The 17307-nt window shown below is 63.2% G+C and carries 18 protein-coding genes and 1 tRNA gene; 15 read left to right on the forward strand and 4 right to left on the reverse strand.

All coding sequences use genetic code 11. From position 1 onward, the window contains the following. Position 1: 1 nt before the first annotated feature. From cpaB to KDC96_RS01520, 12 genes are all read left to right on the forward strand, one after another. The gene (gene cpaB / locus KDC96_RS01465) at positions 2 to 916 is read left to right on the forward strand and encodes a Flp pilus assembly protein CpaB (protein WP_212450076.1); all 915 of its coding nucleotides are present in this window, start codon (positions 2 to 4) and stop codon (positions 914 to 916) included. Further along, positions 903 to 2381, forward strand: a complete 1479-nt coding sequence (locus KDC96_RS01470; RefSeq protein ID WP_212450078.1) for a type II and III secretion system protein family protein — start codon at positions 903 to 905, stop codon at positions 2379 to 2381. The genes cpaB and KDC96_RS01470 overlap by 14 nt, the downstream gene beginning before the upstream one ends. Continuing rightward, positions 2371 to 2658, forward strand: a complete 288-nt coding sequence (locus KDC96_RS01475; RefSeq protein ID WP_212450080.1) for a hypothetical protein — start codon at positions 2371 to 2373, stop codon at positions 2656 to 2658. The genes KDC96_RS01470 and KDC96_RS01475 overlap by 11 nt, the downstream gene beginning before the upstream one ends. Positions 2659 to 2675: 17 nt before the next feature. Next, positions 2676 to 4202 (forward strand): TadE/TadG family type IV pilus assembly protein, encoded by a 1527-nt coding sequence (locus tag KDC96_RS01480; RefSeq protein WP_249171872.1) that lies wholly within the window; start codon positions 2676 to 2678, stop codon positions 4200 to 4202. Further along, positions 4199 to 4693: a TadE/TadG family type IV pilus assembly protein gene (locus KDC96_RS01485; protein ID WP_212450082.1), complete on the forward strand. Its 495-nt coding sequence runs from the start codon at positions 4199 to 4201 to the stop codon at positions 4691 to 4693. Before KDC96_RS01480 ends, KDC96_RS01485 begins: the two co-directional genes overlap by 4 nt. Continuing rightward, positions 4690 to 5316 (forward strand): TadE/TadG family type IV pilus assembly protein, encoded by a 627-nt coding sequence (locus KDC96_RS01490; protein ID WP_212450084.1) that lies wholly within the window; start codon positions 4690 to 4692, stop codon positions 5314 to 5316. Before KDC96_RS01485 ends, KDC96_RS01490 begins: the two co-directional genes overlap by 4 nt. Before the next feature lie 84 nt (positions 5317 to 5400). Next, positions 5401 to 6507 carry an AAA family ATPase gene (locus KDC96_RS01495; RefSeq protein ID WP_212450086.1) on the forward strand — a complete coding sequence of 369 codons (1107 nt, stop codon included), beginning with the start codon at positions 5401 to 5403 and terminating at the stop codon, positions 6505 to 6507. Beyond that, positions 6507 to 7898, forward strand: coding sequence for a CpaF family protein (locus KDC96_RS01500; RefSeq protein ID WP_212450087.1), 1392 nt, complete (start codon positions 6507 to 6509; stop codon positions 7896 to 7898). The genes KDC96_RS01495 and KDC96_RS01500 overlap by 1 nt, the downstream gene beginning before the upstream one ends. A gap of 3 nt (positions 7899 to 7901) precedes the next feature. Then, positions 7902 to 8903 carry a type II secretion system F family protein gene (locus tag KDC96_RS01505; protein WP_212450089.1) on the forward strand — a complete coding sequence of 334 codons (1002 nt, stop codon included), beginning with the start codon at positions 7902 to 7904 and terminating at the stop codon, positions 8901 to 8903. A 1-nt stretch (position 8904) separates the two neighbouring features. Beyond that, positions 8905 to 9873: a type II secretion system F family protein gene (locus KDC96_RS01510; RefSeq protein WP_212450091.1), complete on the forward strand. Its 969-nt coding sequence runs from the start codon at positions 8905 to 8907 to the stop codon at positions 9871 to 9873. A 12-nt stretch (positions 9874 to 9885) separates the two neighbouring features. Then, on the forward strand, positions 9886 to 10698 hold the full coding sequence (locus KDC96_RS01515) for a tetratricopeptide repeat protein (protein ID WP_212450094.1): 813 nt from the start codon (positions 9886 to 9888) through the stop codon (positions 10696 to 10698). A gap of 51 nt (positions 10699 to 10749) precedes the next feature. Further along, positions 10750 to 11232: a prepilin peptidase gene (locus tag KDC96_RS01520; RefSeq protein ID WP_212450096.1), complete on the forward strand. Its 483-nt coding sequence runs from the start codon at positions 10750 to 10752 to the stop codon at positions 11230 to 11232. A gap of 10 nt (positions 11233 to 11242) precedes the next feature. Here the strand turns inward: KDC96_RS01520 and KDC96_RS01525 are convergent, their stop codons facing one another. From KDC96_RS01525 to KDC96_RS01535, 3 genes are all read right to left on the reverse strand, one after another. Continuing rightward, on the reverse strand, positions 11243 to 11743 hold the full coding sequence (locus KDC96_RS01525) for a hypothetical protein (protein ID WP_212450098.1): 501 nt from the start codon (positions 11741 to 11743) through the stop codon (positions 11243 to 11245). Between the two features lie 317 nt (positions 11744 to 12060). Next, positions 12061 to 12984 (reverse strand): YdiY family protein, encoded by a 924-nt coding sequence (locus tag KDC96_RS01530; RefSeq protein ID WP_212450100.1) that lies wholly within the window; start codon positions 12982 to 12984, stop codon positions 12061 to 12063. Positions 12985 to 13193: 209 nt separating this feature from the next. Then, positions 13194 to 13874 (reverse strand): GcrA family cell cycle regulator, encoded by a 681-nt coding sequence (locus KDC96_RS01535; protein ID WP_212450102.1) that lies wholly within the window; start codon positions 13872 to 13874, stop codon positions 13194 to 13196. Between the two features lie 79 nt (positions 13875 to 13953). Here KDC96_RS01535 and KDC96_RS01540 point away from each other — a divergent pair, with 79 nt between their 5' ends. Continuing rightward, complete coding sequence (locus tag KDC96_RS01540) at positions 13954 to 14841, forward strand: ABC transporter permease (protein ID WP_212450104.1); 888 nt, start codon at positions 13954 to 13956, stop codon at positions 14839 to 14841. Positions 14842 to 14857: 16 nt separating this feature from the next. On the opposite strand, the gene hspQ is transcribed toward KDC96_RS01540, so the two are convergent. Beyond that, the gene (hspQ, locus tag KDC96_RS01545) at positions 14858 to 15238 is read right to left on the reverse strand and encodes a heat shock protein HspQ (RefSeq protein ID WP_212450106.1); all 381 of its coding nucleotides are present in this window, start codon (positions 15236 to 15238) and stop codon (positions 14858 to 14860) included. Between the two features lie 184 nt (positions 15239 to 15422). Here hspQ and KDC96_RS01550 point away from each other — a divergent pair. Next, positions 15423 to 15512, forward strand: a tRNA-Ser gene (locus tag KDC96_RS01550). Between the two features lie 179 nt (positions 15513 to 15691). Next, complete coding sequence (locus KDC96_RS01555) at positions 15692 to 16903, forward strand: site-specific integrase (protein ID WP_212450107.1); 1212 nt, start codon at positions 15692 to 15694, stop codon at positions 16901 to 16903. Positions 16904 to 17307 lie beyond the last annotated feature (404 nt).

Genomic DNA, 17307 nt, shown 5'->3' on the forward strand with positions numbered 1-17307 from the left:
GATGAGGGGTAGAAACCTTCTCATTGTCGGCGCAGCCGTCTTTTTCGGGCTGATCGCGGTCTATCTCGCGAACGCCTATTTCAGCGGTTACGAAAGTCGGCAGGAACAGACCGCGCAGGATCAGCGGATGGTGCGCATCGTCGTCGCCAGCCAGGATATGGAATTCGGCGCGCCCCTGACTTCAACCAATACCCGGCTCGCCAACTGGCCGTCGGATTCGATCCCCGCCGGGGCCTTCACATCGATCGAGGATGCGACCCGCGGAGGGCGCGTGGCCTTGCGGCCTATCGTCGCCGGCGAGGCGGTTCTGGCCAATCGCGTGAGCGGTGAAGGCGGGCGGGCGACGCTCGCCTCGGTGCTGCCCGAAGAACTGCGCGCGGTCTCGATCCCGGTCAACGAAGTCGCCGGAGTCGGCGGTTTCGTGCGCGCCGGCGATGTGGTCGACGTGATGCTGACCCGGCAGATCCCGGGCGAAGGCGCGGGCACCACCGACAAGATGACCACCGTGGTGCTCGAAAACGTGCTTGTCCTGGCAGTCGACCAGACGGCCAACGAGAACGAGACCGAGCCGACCATCGGCAAGACCGCTACCCTTCAGACCGATCTCTACGGCTCGCAAAAGCTCGCTTTGGCGACCCAGATCGGCACGCTCAGCATGGCGCTGCGCAATGTCGAGAACCAGGTCGTCGGATCGACCCGTGCGGTGCTCCCGCGCGACCTCGGCGGCGAGGGAATCTACATCCCCGCCCGCCAGCGCTCGGCAGCGATTTCGCCGCAGCCGGTCGCCAGCGCGCCGCGCGAACGATCCACTTCCGCTTCGACGCCAGCTCCGGTTCGCTACCGCGGCCCCAGCATGACTGTCGTGCGCGGTGTCGAAAGCCAAGATTATCGGGTGAAACGCTATGGCGGTTACTGAGAAACTCCGCGCCCTGACGGGGGCCATCGCACTCGCTGCGTGCGCGACGCTGGCGACGCCGGCCGCGGCGCAGGACGGCGAAATGTCGATCCACGCCGGGGCCGTCGAAGTGCCGCTCAACAAGAGCCAGGTCGTCACGGCCGACCGCTCGATTTCGCGGGCGATGATCGGCAACGACGACATCGCCGACATCTTCCCCATTTCGGACCGTTCGGTTTACGTGCTGGGCAAGGCGATGGGCACCACCAGCCTGACGCTGTACGATCAGGCCAACCGGGTGATGGCGGTGATGGATATCGCCGTCGGTCCCGACGTGATCGGCCTGCGCGACCAGATGTCGACCCTGATGCCGAGCGAGCGGATCGACGCGCGCATTTCCAATGAATCGATCGTGCTCAGCGGTCTCGTCACCAATCCCGCGGCCGCAGACCGCGCGGTGCAACTCGCCCGCGCCTATGCCGGGGACAATGTGGTCAACCTGATGTCGCTCGGCAGCAGCCAGCAGGTCATGCTGGAAGTGCGCTTCGCCGAGGTTTCGCGCAGCGTCGGCAAGGATATCGGCGTCTCGTCGTTCTTCCGCTCCAACGGTCGCGCATTCGAAGGGTCGACCGGTGATGGCGCACAGCTGGTGCCCGATCCCGATACCGGGGCCGGCATTCTCCAGCTGGATTCAATCACCGGCACGTTCGGCATCTTCCGCCGCTTCTTCACCGATGTTGCTGGCCTCAATATCGAGACGGTGCTCGACGCGCTCGAGGATCGCGGCCTGTCGAAAACGCTGGCCGAACCGACGCTGATTGCGCTGTCGGGCGAGAAGGCGTCGTTCCTTGCCGGCGGGGAATTCCCGATCCCGGTGGTGCAGCAGAACTCGGGCCTCGGCGGAGGCAACGGCGGCGGAGCGATTTCCGGTGCGGTGACGGTCGAGTTCAAGCCGTTCGGCGTCAGCCTCGCCTTCACCCCGACCGTACTGTCCGACGACACGATCAACCTGCTGGTCGAACCCGAAGTGAGCTCGATCGATCCGACCGCGTCGATCCGGCTCAACGGGGTGAGCATCCCGGGTCTCCAGACGCGGCGGGCGAGCACCGTGCTCGAGCTGCGCGACGGGGAAAGCTTTGCCATCGCCGGGCTGCTCCAGCGCGATTTCGAAACCACGGTGCGGCAGGTGCCGATCCTCGGGTCGATCCCGATCATCGGATCGCTGTTCCGTTCGAGCCAGTTCCAGAAGGGCGAGACCGAGCTGCTGATCGTGGTCACGCCGCGGCTGGTGGCACCGATCAAGCCCAGCCAGGTGCGGCTGCCGACCGACCGGGTCAAGGATCCGGTGCAGGCGGACCTGTTCCTCAATGGCGTGGCCTATCGACCCGAAGAGCCGGCGTCGCCAAGCGCCTCCGCAGCGGCAGAAGCCGCAGCAGCCGACGCTGCAAGCGATCCTGAAAGCGAGAGCGATGACTATGAATTCTAGGCAAATTTTCGTGGGCGCTGCGCTGCTGGTCGGCCTTTCGGGGTGCGCGACGGCGGACAAGGAACTGCTCGGGTTTCAGGACCCGACCTGGGGCGACGCCAACCGCGCGACGATGGCGGCGCAGGTCATCAATCCGAACCCCGAATACGACACGCGAATTCCCGAAACGACCGCGACCAACGCGGTTCGTGCGATCGACCGTTACCGGGATGGCCAGGTGGAGCAACCGGACCGGGTCAGCACCACCGCAGCGACCACCGATGACGGCCCGCGGTAGAATGGAGCTAGACGTTTGTGAACCCAGGAATACCCTTCCGCTTCTGGCGCGATGAAAGCGGCGCAGTAGCCGCCACTTACGCGCTGTCCCTGTTCGGGCTGATCGCTGTGGCCGGGGTCGGGTTCGATTATGCGCGCTTGGCCGGAATGGATTCCGAATTGCAGAACGCGGCCGACCAGGCGGCGCTTGCTGCGGCTACTCAACTCGATGGCGAAACCGGAGCCTGCGCGCGCGCTTCGGCGGCGGCGGTGGGGCTGGTTGCCAATCAGACCCTGCTCGCGAGCGGCGCCAATGCGGTGACGGTGCCGAGCGAGCCTGCCTGCGATGCGACCGGCCAGATCCGGTTCTGGCAGAACAAGACCAAGACGTCCGCAGCGACCAACGACAGCAACGCCAATTACGTCGAAGTGTTCGTGAACGCGCGCACGGTCGATTTTGCGCTGCTGCCGATTACCGGGCTGGTCACCTCGGACACCGTTCAGGGTGCCGCGCTCGCCGGGCTGGGCTCGGCGATCTGCAAGCTGCCGCCGTTGATGCTGTGCAATCCGCGCGAATCGACCGACCCGAATTTCGATGTCGGGTTCTATATCGGCAAGGGCCTGAGGCTGGTGGCGAACGATGGCGGCGGGTTTGTCCCGGGAAATTTCGGCTACCTCGAAACCAGTGCCGGCAATGGGGCCAGCGCGACCGCCCAAACACTGGGGCGAACCGAAGTGCCTGGGGATTGTGTTGGGACCGACATGGTGACGACCAAGCCCGGGGTGCAGGTGAGTGTGCTAGATGCGCTGAATACCCGCCACGACATTTACGAGAATGGCATAAACAACGCATGCCCCAGCGGTGCGTCAAGCTGCCCACCATCGGCCAATTCGCGCAAGGACCTCTTGAAAAAGGTCGGCAATCAATGCGGCACTAATGGCAATAACGGTTGGCAAGTCGGACCCAATCCATACCGTCCCGCATCGCCCGTCAATCCGCTAACCAATGCCCAGGCCAGCGCGCTCGACCCGATGGGCTATCCTCGCGACATGTGCCATGCGGTGAGCAATACTGGCTCGTGTGTTGGCGGTCAGGTTGGCGATGGCGTGTGGGATCGCAACGCCTACTTTATCAGCAATTCAGCGGTCTATCCCGGCGGTGTGCCTCCGACAGCGCTTGCCGGGACGCCTACCCGGTATCAGGTTTATCGATATGAGGCGGCAAATTCGTCGCTGCTCGCCACACAGAATGTCGGCAATCTACGAGCCTATGGCGCACCCGTTTGCGGCGCTCCCGGAGTACCGGTGGGATCGAGCAATCCTGATCGCCGGGTATTGAGCGTGGCAGTGCTCAATTGCGGCGGGCAATCGGGCAAGTTCAGCAAGGTACCGGTCGAGTTCATCGATGTGTTCTTGGTCGAACCCTCGCTCAATCGCGGCAACGGACCCAACAAGGTTACCGAAAAAAGCGACGTCTATGTCGAGGTGATCGGCCCGACCACGCTCGGCGGCGGCTCGACAGCGGGACAGGACATCCGCAAGGATGTTCCCTACCTGATCGAATGATCCGGCTCGGCACCCGGTTCGGCAAAGACCAGCGCGGCTCGGCAGCGGCCGAAATCGCGCTGATCCTGCCGATGATGCTGGTGGTGCTGTTCTCGACCTTCGAGGCGGGTCATTATTTCTATACCGAGCACAAGATCATCAAGGCGGTGCGGCAGGGCGCGCGCTATGCCGGGCGGCTGCCGTTCGATACCTACACCTGCCCGTCCACGGTCAACGGCGCTGCAGTCAGCCAGATCAAGACTGTGACCCGCACCGGCAGCGTCGGCGGCACCGATCCGTTGATCAAGGACTGGACCGATGGCGACATCACCGTGTCGGTCCTGTGCAATTCATCGACCACGACCGGAGTGTTCCGCAGCAAGACAGGCGGTGCGCCGGTGGTGACGGTATCGGCCACGGCGAGTTACCCTTCGTTGTTCGACTTCCTGCTCGCGCAGGGCGAGTCGGTTCAGGTCTTCGCATCGGCGCAAGCAACGGTGAACGGCATATGACGAAACGTTGCACATTGAAGGAATTCGGACGCGATATCCGCGGTTCGAGCGCAGCCGAGTTCGTGCTCGTGCTGCCGCTGCTGCTGCTGTTCATCATGGGCACGATCGATGTCGGGCTCTACAGCTGGACCATCAACCGGGCGGAAAAGGCGACCCAGACCGGCGCGCGCTGGGCGGTGGCAACCCAGATGTTGCCGGGCGGCACGTCTCCGAACGGCCTCGCCAATTACAGTTTTGCCGTGTCCGGCGGCATCCCGCAGGGCACCGTGGTTCCTGCCAGTGCCTTTCCCGGGGTCAGCTGCACCTCGACCGGATGCACCTGCAACGGATCGTGCGGGTTTGCGACGACGATGGATCAGCCCGCGTTCGATGCGCTGGTCGGCCGGATGCAGCAGATCAGCGCCAATATCCAGCCGGGAAACGTCTCGGTCGATTACGAGTATTCCGGGCTGGGATTTTCCGGCGACCCCAACGGGCCGGACGTGGCACCGATCGTCACGGTCGAACTCGACGACATGACTTACCAGCCGATCACTTTCGCATTCTTCGGCGGAACGCTCGACCTGCCAACGATCCGCTACTCGCTGACCGCAGAGGACAGCGAGGGAAGCTTTGCCAATTGAGGTTTTCACCCAGTGACGAGGATTGACGATATCTATGACACATCGATGAGCCGGGCAGTGCAGCTACCCGGTAGGGTGGTGGTATTGGCCCGACCCGAAACCATTGCCGGATTGAGTGAACTGGGCGAGACGATCGCGCTGATCGAAACCGGTCTCGACCAATTGCCATCGCGGGAGGCGATCGCCGCCGCAGACGTGATCGTGGTCGAGGTCGATCCGGTCCGCAAGAGCTCGATCGATCGCATCGGCACGATCGCCGCATCCACGTCCGGCACCCCGATCATTGCCGGGGTAGAGGCGCTCGACATCCGCACCACCCGCGCACTCCTGAAACACGGCGTCACCGACGTGCTCCAGATCCCGTTCTCGATCGAGGACCTGCTCGGAGCGCTTGCCGACGTCGACTCCGGCCCGGCGACCAAGGCCCCGAAAGAGGTTGCTCTTGCCCCGGTCGTCGCCTGTATCGGCTGTTCGGGCGGCGTCGGAACGACCACCGTCGCGACCCACCTTGCGGGCGCCTGGGTGCATGACGGGATTGCGGTCAACGTGATCGATCTCGACCTGCAGCACGGGGATGTGGGCAGCATTCTCGGCCTGCGCCCCGGTCTGACCTTGCAGGACCTCGTCGATGCCGACCAGCGGCTCGATGCCGAGCTCTACAATTCGGTACTTGCGCGACGCGAGGGCATGCCCGGCGTGGTTGCATCGCCAATCGACATCCTGCCAATCGAAGAGCTCGAATTCGACCAGTTGCAGCCGATTCTCGCCGCCGCCCGTCGCAACTGCGAGATGGTGGTGATCGACATGCCCGTGTCGCTGACCAACTGGGGCCTGTCGACGCTGTTCGCTTCGCAATACATCGTGCTGGTCGGCAGCCTGACGGTGCATTCGCTGCGCAAGATGAAGCGGCGGCTCGATTTCCTCGTATCGATGGGCATCGATCGCAACGCGATCAAGATCGTCCTCAACCGGGTGCAAACCGGATTGTTCAGGCCGATCAAGACCAGCGAGGCCGAAGAGGTGCTGCGCCATTCGGTGTTTGCAACGATCCCGGACGAGAATTCCGACCTGCAGGACGCGCAGGACCAGGGCGAACTGGTCTGGTCGCTGAGCAAGCGCGGCAAGTTTGCCCGCGCAATCGAGCAGTTTGCCGACGACCTGCTGGCAGCGATGGACGATGGAGCCGAGTGATGTGGAAGGTCTTGCGACAAGCCGATGACGAACAACCGCCTGAAACGGTGGTCGAAGAGGTGAAGGCCGCGGCCGACGAGCCGGCTGTCTCGCTCCACCCGACCCTGAGCAAGCGCGAGGAACGGTTGCTCGAGATCAAGATGGCAATCCACCAGGGCTTGCTCGACAAGATCAACCTGTCGCTGCTCGACAAGCTTCCGCCCGACCAGGTGAAGTCCGAAATCAGCGCGCTGGTGCCCGAATTGCTGGCGGTGTTCGATCACCCGCTCAACCGCGAGGAACGCGCGGTTCTGGTGCAGGACGTCATGGACGAACTGCTTGGCCTCGGACCGATCGAGCCGCTGCTCAAGGACGAGACCATCACCGATATCCTCGTCAACGGCTGCGATATCGTGTTCATCGAGCGTGGCGGGGTGCTGGAGCGGGTCAAGACCCGGTTCCAGAATGAGAAGCACCTGATGCGGATCATCCAGAAGATCGTCAGCGCGGTCGGTCGCCGGATCGACGAATCCTCGCCCTTCGTCGATGCACGTCTTTCCGATGGATCGCGCGTCAACGCGATCGTCGCCCCGCTGGCGCTCGACGGATCGCTGCTGTCGATCCGCAAGTTCGCCAAGATTCCGATCGACATGCAGAAGCTGATCGACCTCGGCAGTGTCCCCTCGGCGATGTCGCAGGTTCTCGAGGCGGTCGTCAAATCGCGCCGCAACGTTCTGATTTCGGGCGGTACGGGCTCGGGCAAGACGACGATGCTCAATGCCATGTCCTCGTTCATCGACGAGCGCGAGCGCATCGTCACGATCGAGGATTCGGCCGAGCTTCAATTGCAGCAGATCCATGTCGCGCGGCTGGAGACGCGCCCACCCAATATCGAGGGACGCGGCGAGGTCAGCCAGCGCGATCTCGTCAAGAACGCGCTGCGCATGAGGCCTGACCGGATCATCGTCGGGGAGGTCCGCGCCGGTGAAGCCTTCGACATGCTGCAGGCGATGAACACCGGCCATGACGGTTCGATGACCACGGTTCACGCCAACTCGCCGCGCGATGCGCTGTCGCGTGTCGAACAGATGATCGGGATGAGCGGGATCGACATCACCTCGAAATCGAGCCGCGCGCAGATCGCATCGGCGATCCATATCGTGCTGCAGGTCGCGCGACTTTCCGACGGGCGACGGCGGGTGAAGAGCCTGTCGGAGATCACCGGGATGGAAGGCGAGACCATCACGATGCAGGAGATATTCCGCTTCAGGAATACCGGGGTCGGCGAGGACGGACAGATTCTCGGACATTTCGAAGCGACCGGGATCCGTCCGAAATTTCTCTCCGTCGCCGCCGAATACGGCATCGACCTGCCGTCCGCGCTGTTCCGCCCCGATACGAGGATCGACTGACCCATGGGTGCCGAGATCGTCCGGCTGTTCATCTTCCTCGCGGTGTTTGCCGCGGTGTTCCTGCTCGCCAGCGCCTTTTTCGACGAAATGTCGCGGCGCAGGACGCAGTCGAGAGCGGTCAACAAGCGGCTCGAGATGATCGGCAGAGGCGTCGATCGTGAGGAAATGATCGGCGAACTCGTGAAGCGGCGCCCGAGCGATCTTGCGTTCCTGCCCGACTTCGTCCGCACCCCGATGCTGTCGTTCCAGCGGCTCACGTTCGCTTCGGGCGTGCCGCTCAGCTTTCAGTCGGTGGTGCTGTATCTCGCGCTTTTCACGGTCGGTGTGTTTTTCGCAGCGCTGCTGATCGCGATGGTTACAGGGGTGACGATCGGGTTTGGAACCTTGCAGATCGTGCTCCTGTTCGCGCTTGCGATCGGCCTGCTGGTGCCGATCATGATCCTGCAGCGGATGGCGCAGTCGCGGCGCAGGAAGATGGAACAGCAGTTTCCGGTCGCGCTCGACATCTTCGTGCGGGCGCTGCGCACCGGGCATCCGGTCGCTTCGGGGATCGAACTTCTCACCAACGAGATGGAAGACCCGATCGGAAGCGAATTCGGCCTCGTTTCGGACGAGGTTGCCTATGGCTCGGACCTCATCGACGCGCTGCAGGCGATGGCCGAACGCTGGAACCTGGAAGATATCCGGATGTTCGTGGTCTCGCTCTCTCTGCAGAACCAGACGGGCGGAAACCTGGCGGAAATCCTGGAAAACCTGTCGAAGGTGATCCGCGATCGTGCGCAGATGTACATGAAGGTGCGCGCGCTGAGTTCGGAAGGCCGCATGACCGCCTGGATGCTGACCGTCCTGCCGGTGTTCGCGTTCGTTTCGACATTCATCCTGGCACCATCGTTCTATCTCAACGTGGCCGACGATCCGGTCTTCATAACCGGATCGATCGTGCTGCTGGTGCTGTACGTCACCGGCGTCCTGATCCTGCGGCGAATGGTCGATCTGAAGGTCTGACATGATTGATTTTATCGTTTCCAACTGGGTCATGCGCGCGAGCATTCTCGTGCTGGTCTTCGCGATCGTCGCGTTCGGCGGCCTGTTCCTGGCGAATTTCATCGCCGGCCGGGTTGCGACTGCACGCGGCCTGCGCGCAATCGGCGAGACCGAGGCAGCGTTGACGCATGAGGGGCTGGCCCGGGATCGCAGGCGCACCGCCTGGACACGGGTGATCGAGCGGATCGAATCGAGCGGCCTCAGCCTCGACGACACACGCGGTTCCGAGATCGAGAAGCTCCTGAAATCGGCGGGCTACACTTCGCCAGCTGCACCGCGGGTCTACACTCTGGTCCGGCTGGTGCTGATCTTCGCGCTGCCTGCGGCGTTCGTGGTGCTGAGCCTTCTCGCCGGCCGGCAGCTCTCGGTCTTTCAGCTCTACCTCGTTTGCGCGATCCTCGGCCTGCTGGGGCTTTACCTGCCGAATGTCTGGGTGCGCCTGCTGGCTTCGGGCCGCCGTACCAAGATCATCAACGGATTTCCCGACAGCCTCGATCTCATGCTGGTCTGTGTCGAGGCCGGCCTCGGGCTGGAGGCGTCGCTCGACCGGGTCAGCCGCGAGGTAGCGACCACGCACCCGCTGATCGCCGGCCTGTTTTCCGAAACGGTGTTGTTGATGCGCGCAGGTGCGTCGCGCGACGATGCGCTGCGCAAGCTGGCCGACAGCGCGGGCGTCGATGAAATCCGTTCGTTCACGACTTTGCTGATCCAGTCGGACAAGCTGGGGACCAGTATCGCCACCACATTGCGGGTCTACGCCTCCGAAATGCGCGAAGCGCGGCGGCTGCGTGCCGAGGAGCGGGCGCATCGGCTGCCGGTCCTCATTTCGATCCCGCTGGTCGTATTCATGTTGCCGACGATGATCGGCGTTTTGGCTTTGCCTGCGGTCGTGCTGACGATCCGGGAAGTCTTCCCGTCCATGGCGGGGTGAGAGAGGTGTGTCATGAAGATCGCTAAACTCCTGATATGCAGCGCAGCTCTGGTCGGCCTGAGCGGCTGCCAGAGCTTCCTTGCGGAACTCGGCTTCAAGTCGAAGAGTGCGAGCGAGGAAGCCCAATTCGCAACGGGCGATTCCGAGCGGCTCGAATTGGGTCGCGAAGCGCTGCGCGCGGGTGCGCCCGGCAATGCGATCTACCATTTCGAGCGCGCCGTGCTCGATCCCAAGGTCGCGCCCGAAGCCTATAACGGGTTGGGCATCGCCTATGTCCAGCTGGGCCGCGAAGACCTCGCCGAGCGCTTCTTCAACGTCGCGGTAATGCTGCGTCCGAGCGACACCCGCTTCGCGCGCAATCTCAACCGCCTTTACCAGTCGCAGATCGGCCAATCCGCCACCGCCGTCGCCAGCAGGGAGGCCGAGGCCGACCGGGCGCTTGCCGAAGCAGCGAGCGCCGCAGTCGCCGAAGGGCTGATCGAGCCCGATGCACGGGATTTCGAACGTCGTGGTGCGATCGTGCTCGACAATCGCCGCCCGCGCATCCAGCGCAGTTCCACCGGCGAGATTGCCGTTGCGACCGTGCGCGAACAGGGCGCGAGCGCGCCGCAGATCGAAGTGGCCTCGCGCCGCGTCAAACCGGTCGAACCGGAACCGGAAGCGCCGGAGGAAGAAAGCGAAGACACCGCCGCCAGGATTTCGCAGGCGACGCGGCAATCGGCCTCCTTGACCGAGTTTCCGACCATCGCCTGTGCGACCGGAGAGCCCGCGCCGTCGCGGGACGGCGGCCGGTATCCGATCCGGGTCGGTCTCAACGGACGGTGATGGCCGGACACGACCAGGCATGATGACCGACCTTAGCTCGCCTGCGCGATCGTGAACGCGATCATCGCCGGGGTGCTGTGCGGCCTGCTGGTGCTCGCTGCATGGCTCGATGGCCGATACCGGCTGCTGCCCAACTGGCTTGCCGTACTGATCCTGTGCTGCGGCGTCGCGACAATCTTCACCGGTTCCCATGCGGCGCCGTGGTGGTCGCATCCCGGACATGCAGGCATTGCGCTGGTGATCGGATTTGCGCTGTTCGCGCGCGGCTGGCTCGGCGGGGGGGACGCCAAGACCTATGCCGCATTGGCATTGAGCTTCCCGATGTCGCAGGCGTTCGGCCTGCTGGCTGCCACATCGATTGCCATGCTGGCAATCGGAACCGTCTGGATCGCGGTGTCACGCATCCGGCGGCGCCGCGCCGCAGCGTCCGGACCGACCGAAGCTGTTGGCGCACGCGGAGACTTTGCCAAGATACCGCTCGGTGTCGCGATCGCGGCAGGCGGCATCGCGATGGTGGTACTCCGGCACACATAGCGCTTGGCGATCAATTGGGTCGCAGGTTCACCCGATCGAGCGTCGGATCGTATCGCAAGTCGATTCCCATCTGCCGCAGCCGCTGGAACGATACCGGCCCGCGTTCCGGCAAGCTGGCCAGCTGCGATGAAACCCGTGGCTGCCCCGTCAGCAGCGATTTGAGCTGGCGCGCTTCGACATAGAGTTGAGCGTCGTCGTCGACGTTGATCGGGATCGATCCGATCGAGGTATTGCCGACAAACACTGGCTTGCGGACAGCGATCGTTCCGCTGGCAGAACGCGACACCGCAGCCGATGATCCCGACTGCCCGTCGAGCGAGAAATCGGACGGGAGGATTTCGTATCCACCGATGACTTCGGCACGCGGCGATTGCGGGACGGACTGTGCCCCGGCCTGCTGCTGGCTATCGGCTGGTTCCGTGATCGCTTCGCCCGCAACGGGCGCGGTCTCCGAAGCCGTCTCGATCGCGCCGCTGACCACATCCTGCGAGGTCGGCCTGTCGATACCCACTACCAGCGTTTGGGCCGCTCTGGGTGCCCCCTCCGCCGAAACGGAACCGGTTGAAGAGCCGGCGAGTGCGCGCACATGAGGATACAGGGTTGCCGCCTGCAGCGCACCCAGGATGCCAATCGTGTAGGCGAACAGTGCCCGTCGTCGCAGACTGTTTCCGGACGCTCCGCGCAGCAAGCGCACGGGGTTGGCAAATTCGGGCATCGTCCCTCCGCACCGACTGCGGGGAACCTAGCATTTCCGTTGCCAACGAGCCAGTTCCAGATTGCTGCACGGGGAAGGGCGCGCAAGGCATCAGCGGGTAGGGCGGATCGCGCCTAGAAGTCGTAGATCAGCGTCACCCGGCTCAGCGTATCGGTTTTGACGGCCCCGAGCGGAGGGTCGGTGTCATGTTCGACAGTGTAGGATAGCCGCACCGAGAAATTGCCGGCGATCGCCGCCTGCAATCCCGTATCGGAAATGTAGGTGCTGGACCCGCCTTGGATGAAAGCGCTGGCGTCTTCGGTGAACACGAGATTTTCGGCGATCTGCCAGTCGAAATCGGCCGCGGCGAGCGCAGCGATGCGGCTGGTGCTTCCGCCCCCAACCAGCTCGGTGCGCCGCCATGCAGGGCCCGCCTTGACCGACAACGCCATGCTGTCGTTGTCGATCACGTCATAGCCGAGACCTCCGGAGGTCGAATAGCGCGCTGAAAAGCCCTGAAAGCGGTCGCGCTCATACTGACCTAAGGCATAGGCGAACAGTCGATCGGTGATCTTCCAATTGGGTTCGTAGGCGGCGAGGAACTGCTCGCGCGTCACCACGCCTGCGGTCTCCTGGTAATCGACCCGCGCGCGAAACTTGTGGCGCCAGTCGATTCCTTCACGGGTCAGCTTGAGACCTGCGGTAACACCGGCATTGTCCGAATTGCCGGTCGAACGGAACGCGCCCAGCTCCCCCTTGCCGGTCCAGTTTTCGAACAGGCCCGCATCGCGGATCGCCGCCGCTTCCGCTGCAGCCGCGTCAGCCGCGACGGCGGCAAGGTCAGCCTCGTAGTCCGACAGAATCGTGTCGAGCTCCGCGCCATCATCGGGATTGGTCTGCCGCGCCAGGTCGATCACCGTGCGCACGGCCTCCTCGTCGCCGCGCTCGATCGCGGCATCGATCATCGCGCGAACCGGACCGGGCAATTCGGCATTGGCAGGCGTGGCAAGAAACAGCGCGCTCGTCGCAACACTGGCGGCCAGAATGGTGTTTTTCATGAATGTCTCAGCGTTCGAAATGGGGAAGAGGTCCCACAAATTTTGCTCGAATGCGATCTGAGGCCTTCCGCGGCCAGCGGCGCAACCGCCTTGCAAGACGCGCCACGATCGCTGCCGACAGGCCCGGTTGAGCCAAGAAGGACACCGGAGCTCTCGCTGCCGCAGTTGTGCACGGCGCAACCGGACAGAGCGGCTGCGGCTGGTGCGCCTTACCGCACCCGTGGCCCGCCGAACGGCAGCGGCGGAGGGGGACGTCGCGCGCCGCGCGGCAGCTGCGCCTGATAGGCCCGTCCGCAATGCTCGACGCAATAGGGGAAGCCCGGGTTCACATCCTGTCCGCAAAAGTGGAAATCGGGTTCGCCCGGGTGGCCCATCGGCCAGCGGCAGACCTTGTCCGACAGATCGAGAAGACTGGTCTTGTCGGCGATCGCGGGGCTGGGCTTGGCGGGCACCAGGCGGCGAGGCGGGGCAGGCGGGATCGGCGGCTGCTGATCGCCCGGCCCCTGGCGCAGAAATCCACCCGGGCCGACCGAGACGATCTTGGGCAGTTCGGGTGTCGGATTGGGGATCGGCTGCGAAGGCGAAGACGAAGCCGCCCCCGACTTTGCGCCCGACACGCTTTCGGCCGGCCTGGAAGACGGCTTTGCCGCAGGCTTGGCGGTCTTGGCCGCCGGTTTTCTCGCCGCCGGTTTGGGCGCCGCCTTCTTGGCTGCCTTCTTCTTCTCGTTGGCCTTCACCGGCGAGGGGCGCGATTTGAGCCCCAGCCGGTGCGCCTTGCCGATCACCGCGTTGCGACTCACGCCGCCCAGTTCCTCGGCGATCTGGCTCGCTGTCGAACCGCCTTCCCACATTTTCTTGAGGGTCGCGATCCGCTCGTCAGTCCAACTCATAGATACGTGCTTTCCATTCCTGTTCGTCGTCGAGCGCACGCCTTGTCAGCACTCGGTCGAGACCGTAGGCGCTGATGCCATGACCGATCTACCTCACGCGGACCCTGCGACGGACGCTGCTTCCTTGGAGAAACCTGCCGGGGGAAGCGCCCGGTTCTCGCCGCGCGGTGTGCCGATCATAACCGGGATCAACCGCGTGGGTCTGTTCGCGCTCTATATGAAGGAGGTGCGGCGGTTTCTCAAGGTCCAGACGCAGACCATTTGGGCTCCGGCGGTCACGACCCTGCTGTTCCTGGTCATATTCACGGTCGCCCTCGGGCGTGGAGGGCGCGAAGTGCTGGGCGTGCCGTTCGCCAGTTTTGTGGCCCCGGGCCTGATCGTGATGGGGATGATGCAGAACGCGTTTGCCAATTCCTCGTTCTCGCTGCTGTCCGGCAAGATCCAGGGGACGATCATCGATCTGTTGATGCCGCCGCTGTCCCCGGGCGAGCTGATGGCGGGGATCGTCGCAGCGGCGGTGACACGCGCGATTGCGGTGGGATGCACCGTGGCTCTGGCGATGGTGCTGTGGCCCGGCGTCAGCCTTGCCGTGGAACACACCTGGGCAGTCGTGTGGTTCGGGCTGATGGGGTCGGTGATGCTTGCTCTGCTGGGTCTCGCAACCTCGATCTGGGCCGAAAAGTTCGATCACAACGCGGCGATCACCAATTTCGTCATCGCGCCGCTGTCGCTGCTGTCGGGCACGTTCTACGTGATCGACAACCTCCACGGCGTCTTCCAGTCGGTCAGCCGCGCCAACCCGTTCTTCTACGTGATCTCCGGCTTTCGTTACGGTTTCCTTGGCGAGAGCGATATTGGCTCGCACGGCGATGTGATCGTCGCCGCGATTGGCCTTGGATTGTTCAACGTGGTGATCGCTCTTGCGGTCTACGGCATCCTGCGATCAGGCTGGCGATTGAAGAGCTGACGAAGTGGCGACCGCTTCAGTGCGTGAGCGACCGGCGCATGCGGTACCTGCCGTCCTTGAACCGCTCGAACAGCTGCGAGACAGTCGGATGGTCGACCGGGCCGCCTTCGGCATCGAGCACGAGGTTCTGCTGGCTGACATAGGCGACGTAGGACGAATCCTCGTTTTCCGCGAGCAGATGATAGAACGGCTGGTTGCGCCGGGGACGCAGATCTTCGGGAATGGATTCGTACCATTCCTCGCTGTTGGCGAAGACCGGGTCGATATCGAACACGACCCCGCGAAAATCGAACAGCCGGTGGCGGACGATGTCACCGATGCCAAAGCGCGATCGCGTCTGTCGCGGGGCGACGATGGTGCGGCCCGCCTGGCTCGAAAAGAACTCTGCGCGTTCCATGGTTCGCAAGATATGGCTCTTCGCACCTGCAAAACAAGCTTTCGGGAGTCTTGCGAAGCGGATTATGCCCGCATTTTGTGGGCGATCGGGGCTTGGCAAGGGGCGGGGCCTGCGCTAACGGGCGCGCTCCGATTGACCGGTCGCAGCGCTCTCACAGCGCGGCGGAGTGCGAATGTCGCACCGCGGAGAGGTGCCGGAGTGGTCGAACGGGGCGGTCTCGAAAACCGTTGTGCTCTCACGAGTACCGAGGGTTCGAATCCCTCCCTCTCCGCCACTTACCGTTTCCTGACCGTTCCCAGCCGGTCAATCCTTTTGCTAAAATAGACGGAAATAGAGGGGTTTCGCGACCCTAGCCGAACCTTGCGGTTCCCTGCCAGCCGCGTTATCACGTGGGGAGAGGTGTGGGGAAACCCTAACTTCGCACTAAGGTGAACGGCAAGGTTTCGGCAAGGCATGGGCAAGCTCACAGCGACGGCGATTAAAGGCGCGAAAGAGCCGGGGTGGTATCCAGACGGCGAAGGGCTTTACCTCGTTGTCGGCAAGGGCGGCGCGAAAAGCTGGATTTTGCGCATCCAGAAACACAAGCGGCGGCGCGATTTTGGGTTGGGCGGCCTAAACAAGGTCCCGCTCAAGCTGGCGCGGGAACGCGCGGCGGAAGTGCGCGAGCAAATTGAGCGCGGTATCGATCCGGTAGCGGAGCGGGCGAAAGCGGCTGGCATCCCCACATTTTCGGAGGCCGTAAAAAAGGTGCATGCCGAGAACGCGCCGAACTGGAAAAACGGCAAACACGTCGCGCAATGGATCACGACGCTCGAAAAGTATGCTTGCCCGCATTTTGGCAATCGTTCGGTTGCCGATGTTGACGCGGCGGCGGTGCGCGATTGCCTCGCTCTAATCTGGCTTGAGAAGCCCGAAACCGCGCGGCGATTGAAGCAGCGCATTTGCAGCGTGATCGATTGGGCGGTTGCCAAGGGCTATCGCGAACATTCGCTGGCAATGCCGATAATCGACAAGGGCTTGCCGAAACAGCGCGCAAAGCAAAAACACCATCCCGCATTGCCTTACGCTCAAATGGCAGAGTTTCTGGCGCATTTGCGGCAAGTCGAGAGCATGGGGCGGCTGGCTCTCGAAATGGTGATTTTCACGGCGGCGCGCTCGGAAGAGGTGCGCGCAATGACGTGGGGCGAGATTGATCTGGAGGCGGCGACTTGGACCGTTCCAGCCGAGCGCACGAAATCGGGGCGGCAGCATATGGTGCCGCTTTCCCCGCAAGCGCTCGCCTTGCTTGAGAAGATGAAACCGCATCGCCGCGAATACACTGATTTAGTGTTTCCCGGACAGAACCGGGGGAGGCCGCTTTCCGATATGACGATGGCGAAGCCAATCAAGCGAATGCACGAGGCGTCAATCCGCAAGGGCGGGATTGGCTACCTTGACCCCGTCGAGCAGCGCGTCGCCACACCACACGGCTTTAGAAGCACGTTTCGCGATTGGGTTAGCGAGGTGAGCGCTTGGCCTTCAGAGCTTGGCGAGGCGGCGCTGGCGCATGTTGTAAGCGATAAGACCGTTGCGGCATATCAGCGCGGGCAGATGCTCGAAAAGAGGCGCAAGTTGATGGGCGATTGGGCAGAGTTCTGTGAGGGGACGAGCACTCATGCCGGATGACCCCTTTAGTGGCTCCGAGACGGACCAAAAGGATAGTTGCGTTTGCCTGCTTTCAAGGGAGCTGTGCCCCGTTCACGGTCGCCGGATAGAAACGGAAGAAAGAAACCGGCTGATAAGCCGAGCATTCACGCTAACAGCCTCGCTCGAAGCTGCGTCGCTAGATGAAGCAATTGATGATGACGTTCTCGATATGCTCGCGGAGCTTCTGAAATCCGACATTGATATACCTCACGAAGTTCGCGATTTTTTGGGCCGAGCGCTTACTGGCGAAGCTGAGCACTGGCGTCTGTCATTTGTTCCAAACCGCACGGGACCGCGCCGAACGAGGGAGCGGGTAAATGAAGCCTTCAAACGTGATTCTACGCAACTTGTGGCCGTATTAAGTGCGCTCAAACGTATCGAGA

It is taken from the genome of Erythrobacter sp. JK5 (assembly GCF_018205975.1).
Classification (GTDB): Bacteria; Pseudomonadota; Alphaproteobacteria; order Sphingomonadales; family Sphingomonadaceae; genus Erythrobacter.

What these genes read in the sequence shown, in the direction of transcription:
- cpaB (WP_212450076.1), top strand. Translation starts at nt 2, where the DNA reads ATGAGGGGTAGAAACCTTCTCATTGTCGGCGCAGCCGTCTTTTTCGGG.
- KDC96_RS01470 (WP_212450078.1), top strand. Translation starts at nt 903, where the DNA reads ATGGCGGTTACTGAGAAACTCCGCGCCCTGACGGGGGCCATCGCACTC.
- KDC96_RS01475 (WP_212450080.1), top strand. Translation starts at nt 2,371, where the DNA reads ATGAATTCTAGGCAAATTTTCGTGGGCGCTGCGCTGCTGGTCGGCCTT.
- KDC96_RS01485 (WP_212450082.1), top strand. Translation starts at nt 4,199, where the DNA reads ATGATCCGGCTCGGCACCCGGTTCGGCAAAGACCAGCGCGGCTCGGCA.
- KDC96_RS01490 (WP_212450084.1), top strand. Translation starts at nt 4,690, where the DNA reads ATGACGAAACGTTGCACATTGAAGGAATTCGGACGCGATATCCGCGGT.
- KDC96_RS01500 (WP_212450087.1), top strand. Translation starts at nt 6,507, where the DNA reads ATGTGGAAGGTCTTGCGACAAGCCGATGACGAACAACCGCCTGAAACG.
- KDC96_RS01505 (WP_212450089.1), top strand. Translation starts at nt 7,902, where the DNA reads ATGGGTGCCGAGATCGTCCGGCTGTTCATCTTCCTCGCGGTGTTTGCC.
- KDC96_RS01510 (WP_212450091.1), top strand. Translation starts at nt 8,905, where the DNA reads ATGATTGATTTTATCGTTTCCAACTGGGTCATGCGCGCGAGCATTCTC.
- KDC96_RS01515 (WP_212450094.1), top strand. Translation starts at nt 9,886, where the DNA reads ATGAAGATCGCTAAACTCCTGATATGCAGCGCAGCTCTGGTCGGCCTG.
- KDC96_RS01530 (WP_212450100.1), bottom strand. Translation starts at nt 12,984, where the DNA reads ATGAAAAACACCATTCTGGCCGCCAGTGTTGCGACGAGCGCGCTGTTT.
- KDC96_RS01535 (WP_212450102.1), bottom strand. Translation starts at nt 13,874, where the DNA reads ATGAGTTGGACTGACGAGCGGATCGCGACCCTCAAGAAAATGTGGGAA.
- KDC96_RS01540 (WP_212450104.1), top strand. Translation starts at nt 13,954, where the DNA reads ATGACCGATCTACCTCACGCGGACCCTGCGACGGACGCTGCTTCCTTG.
- hspQ (WP_212450106.1), bottom strand. Translation starts at nt 15,238, where the DNA reads ATGGAACGCGCAGAGTTCTTTTCGAGCCAGGCGGGCCGCACCATCGTC.
- KDC96_RS01555 (WP_212450107.1), top strand. Translation starts at nt 15,692, where the DNA reads ATGGGCAAGCTCACAGCGACGGCGATTAAAGGCGCGAAAGAGCCGGGG.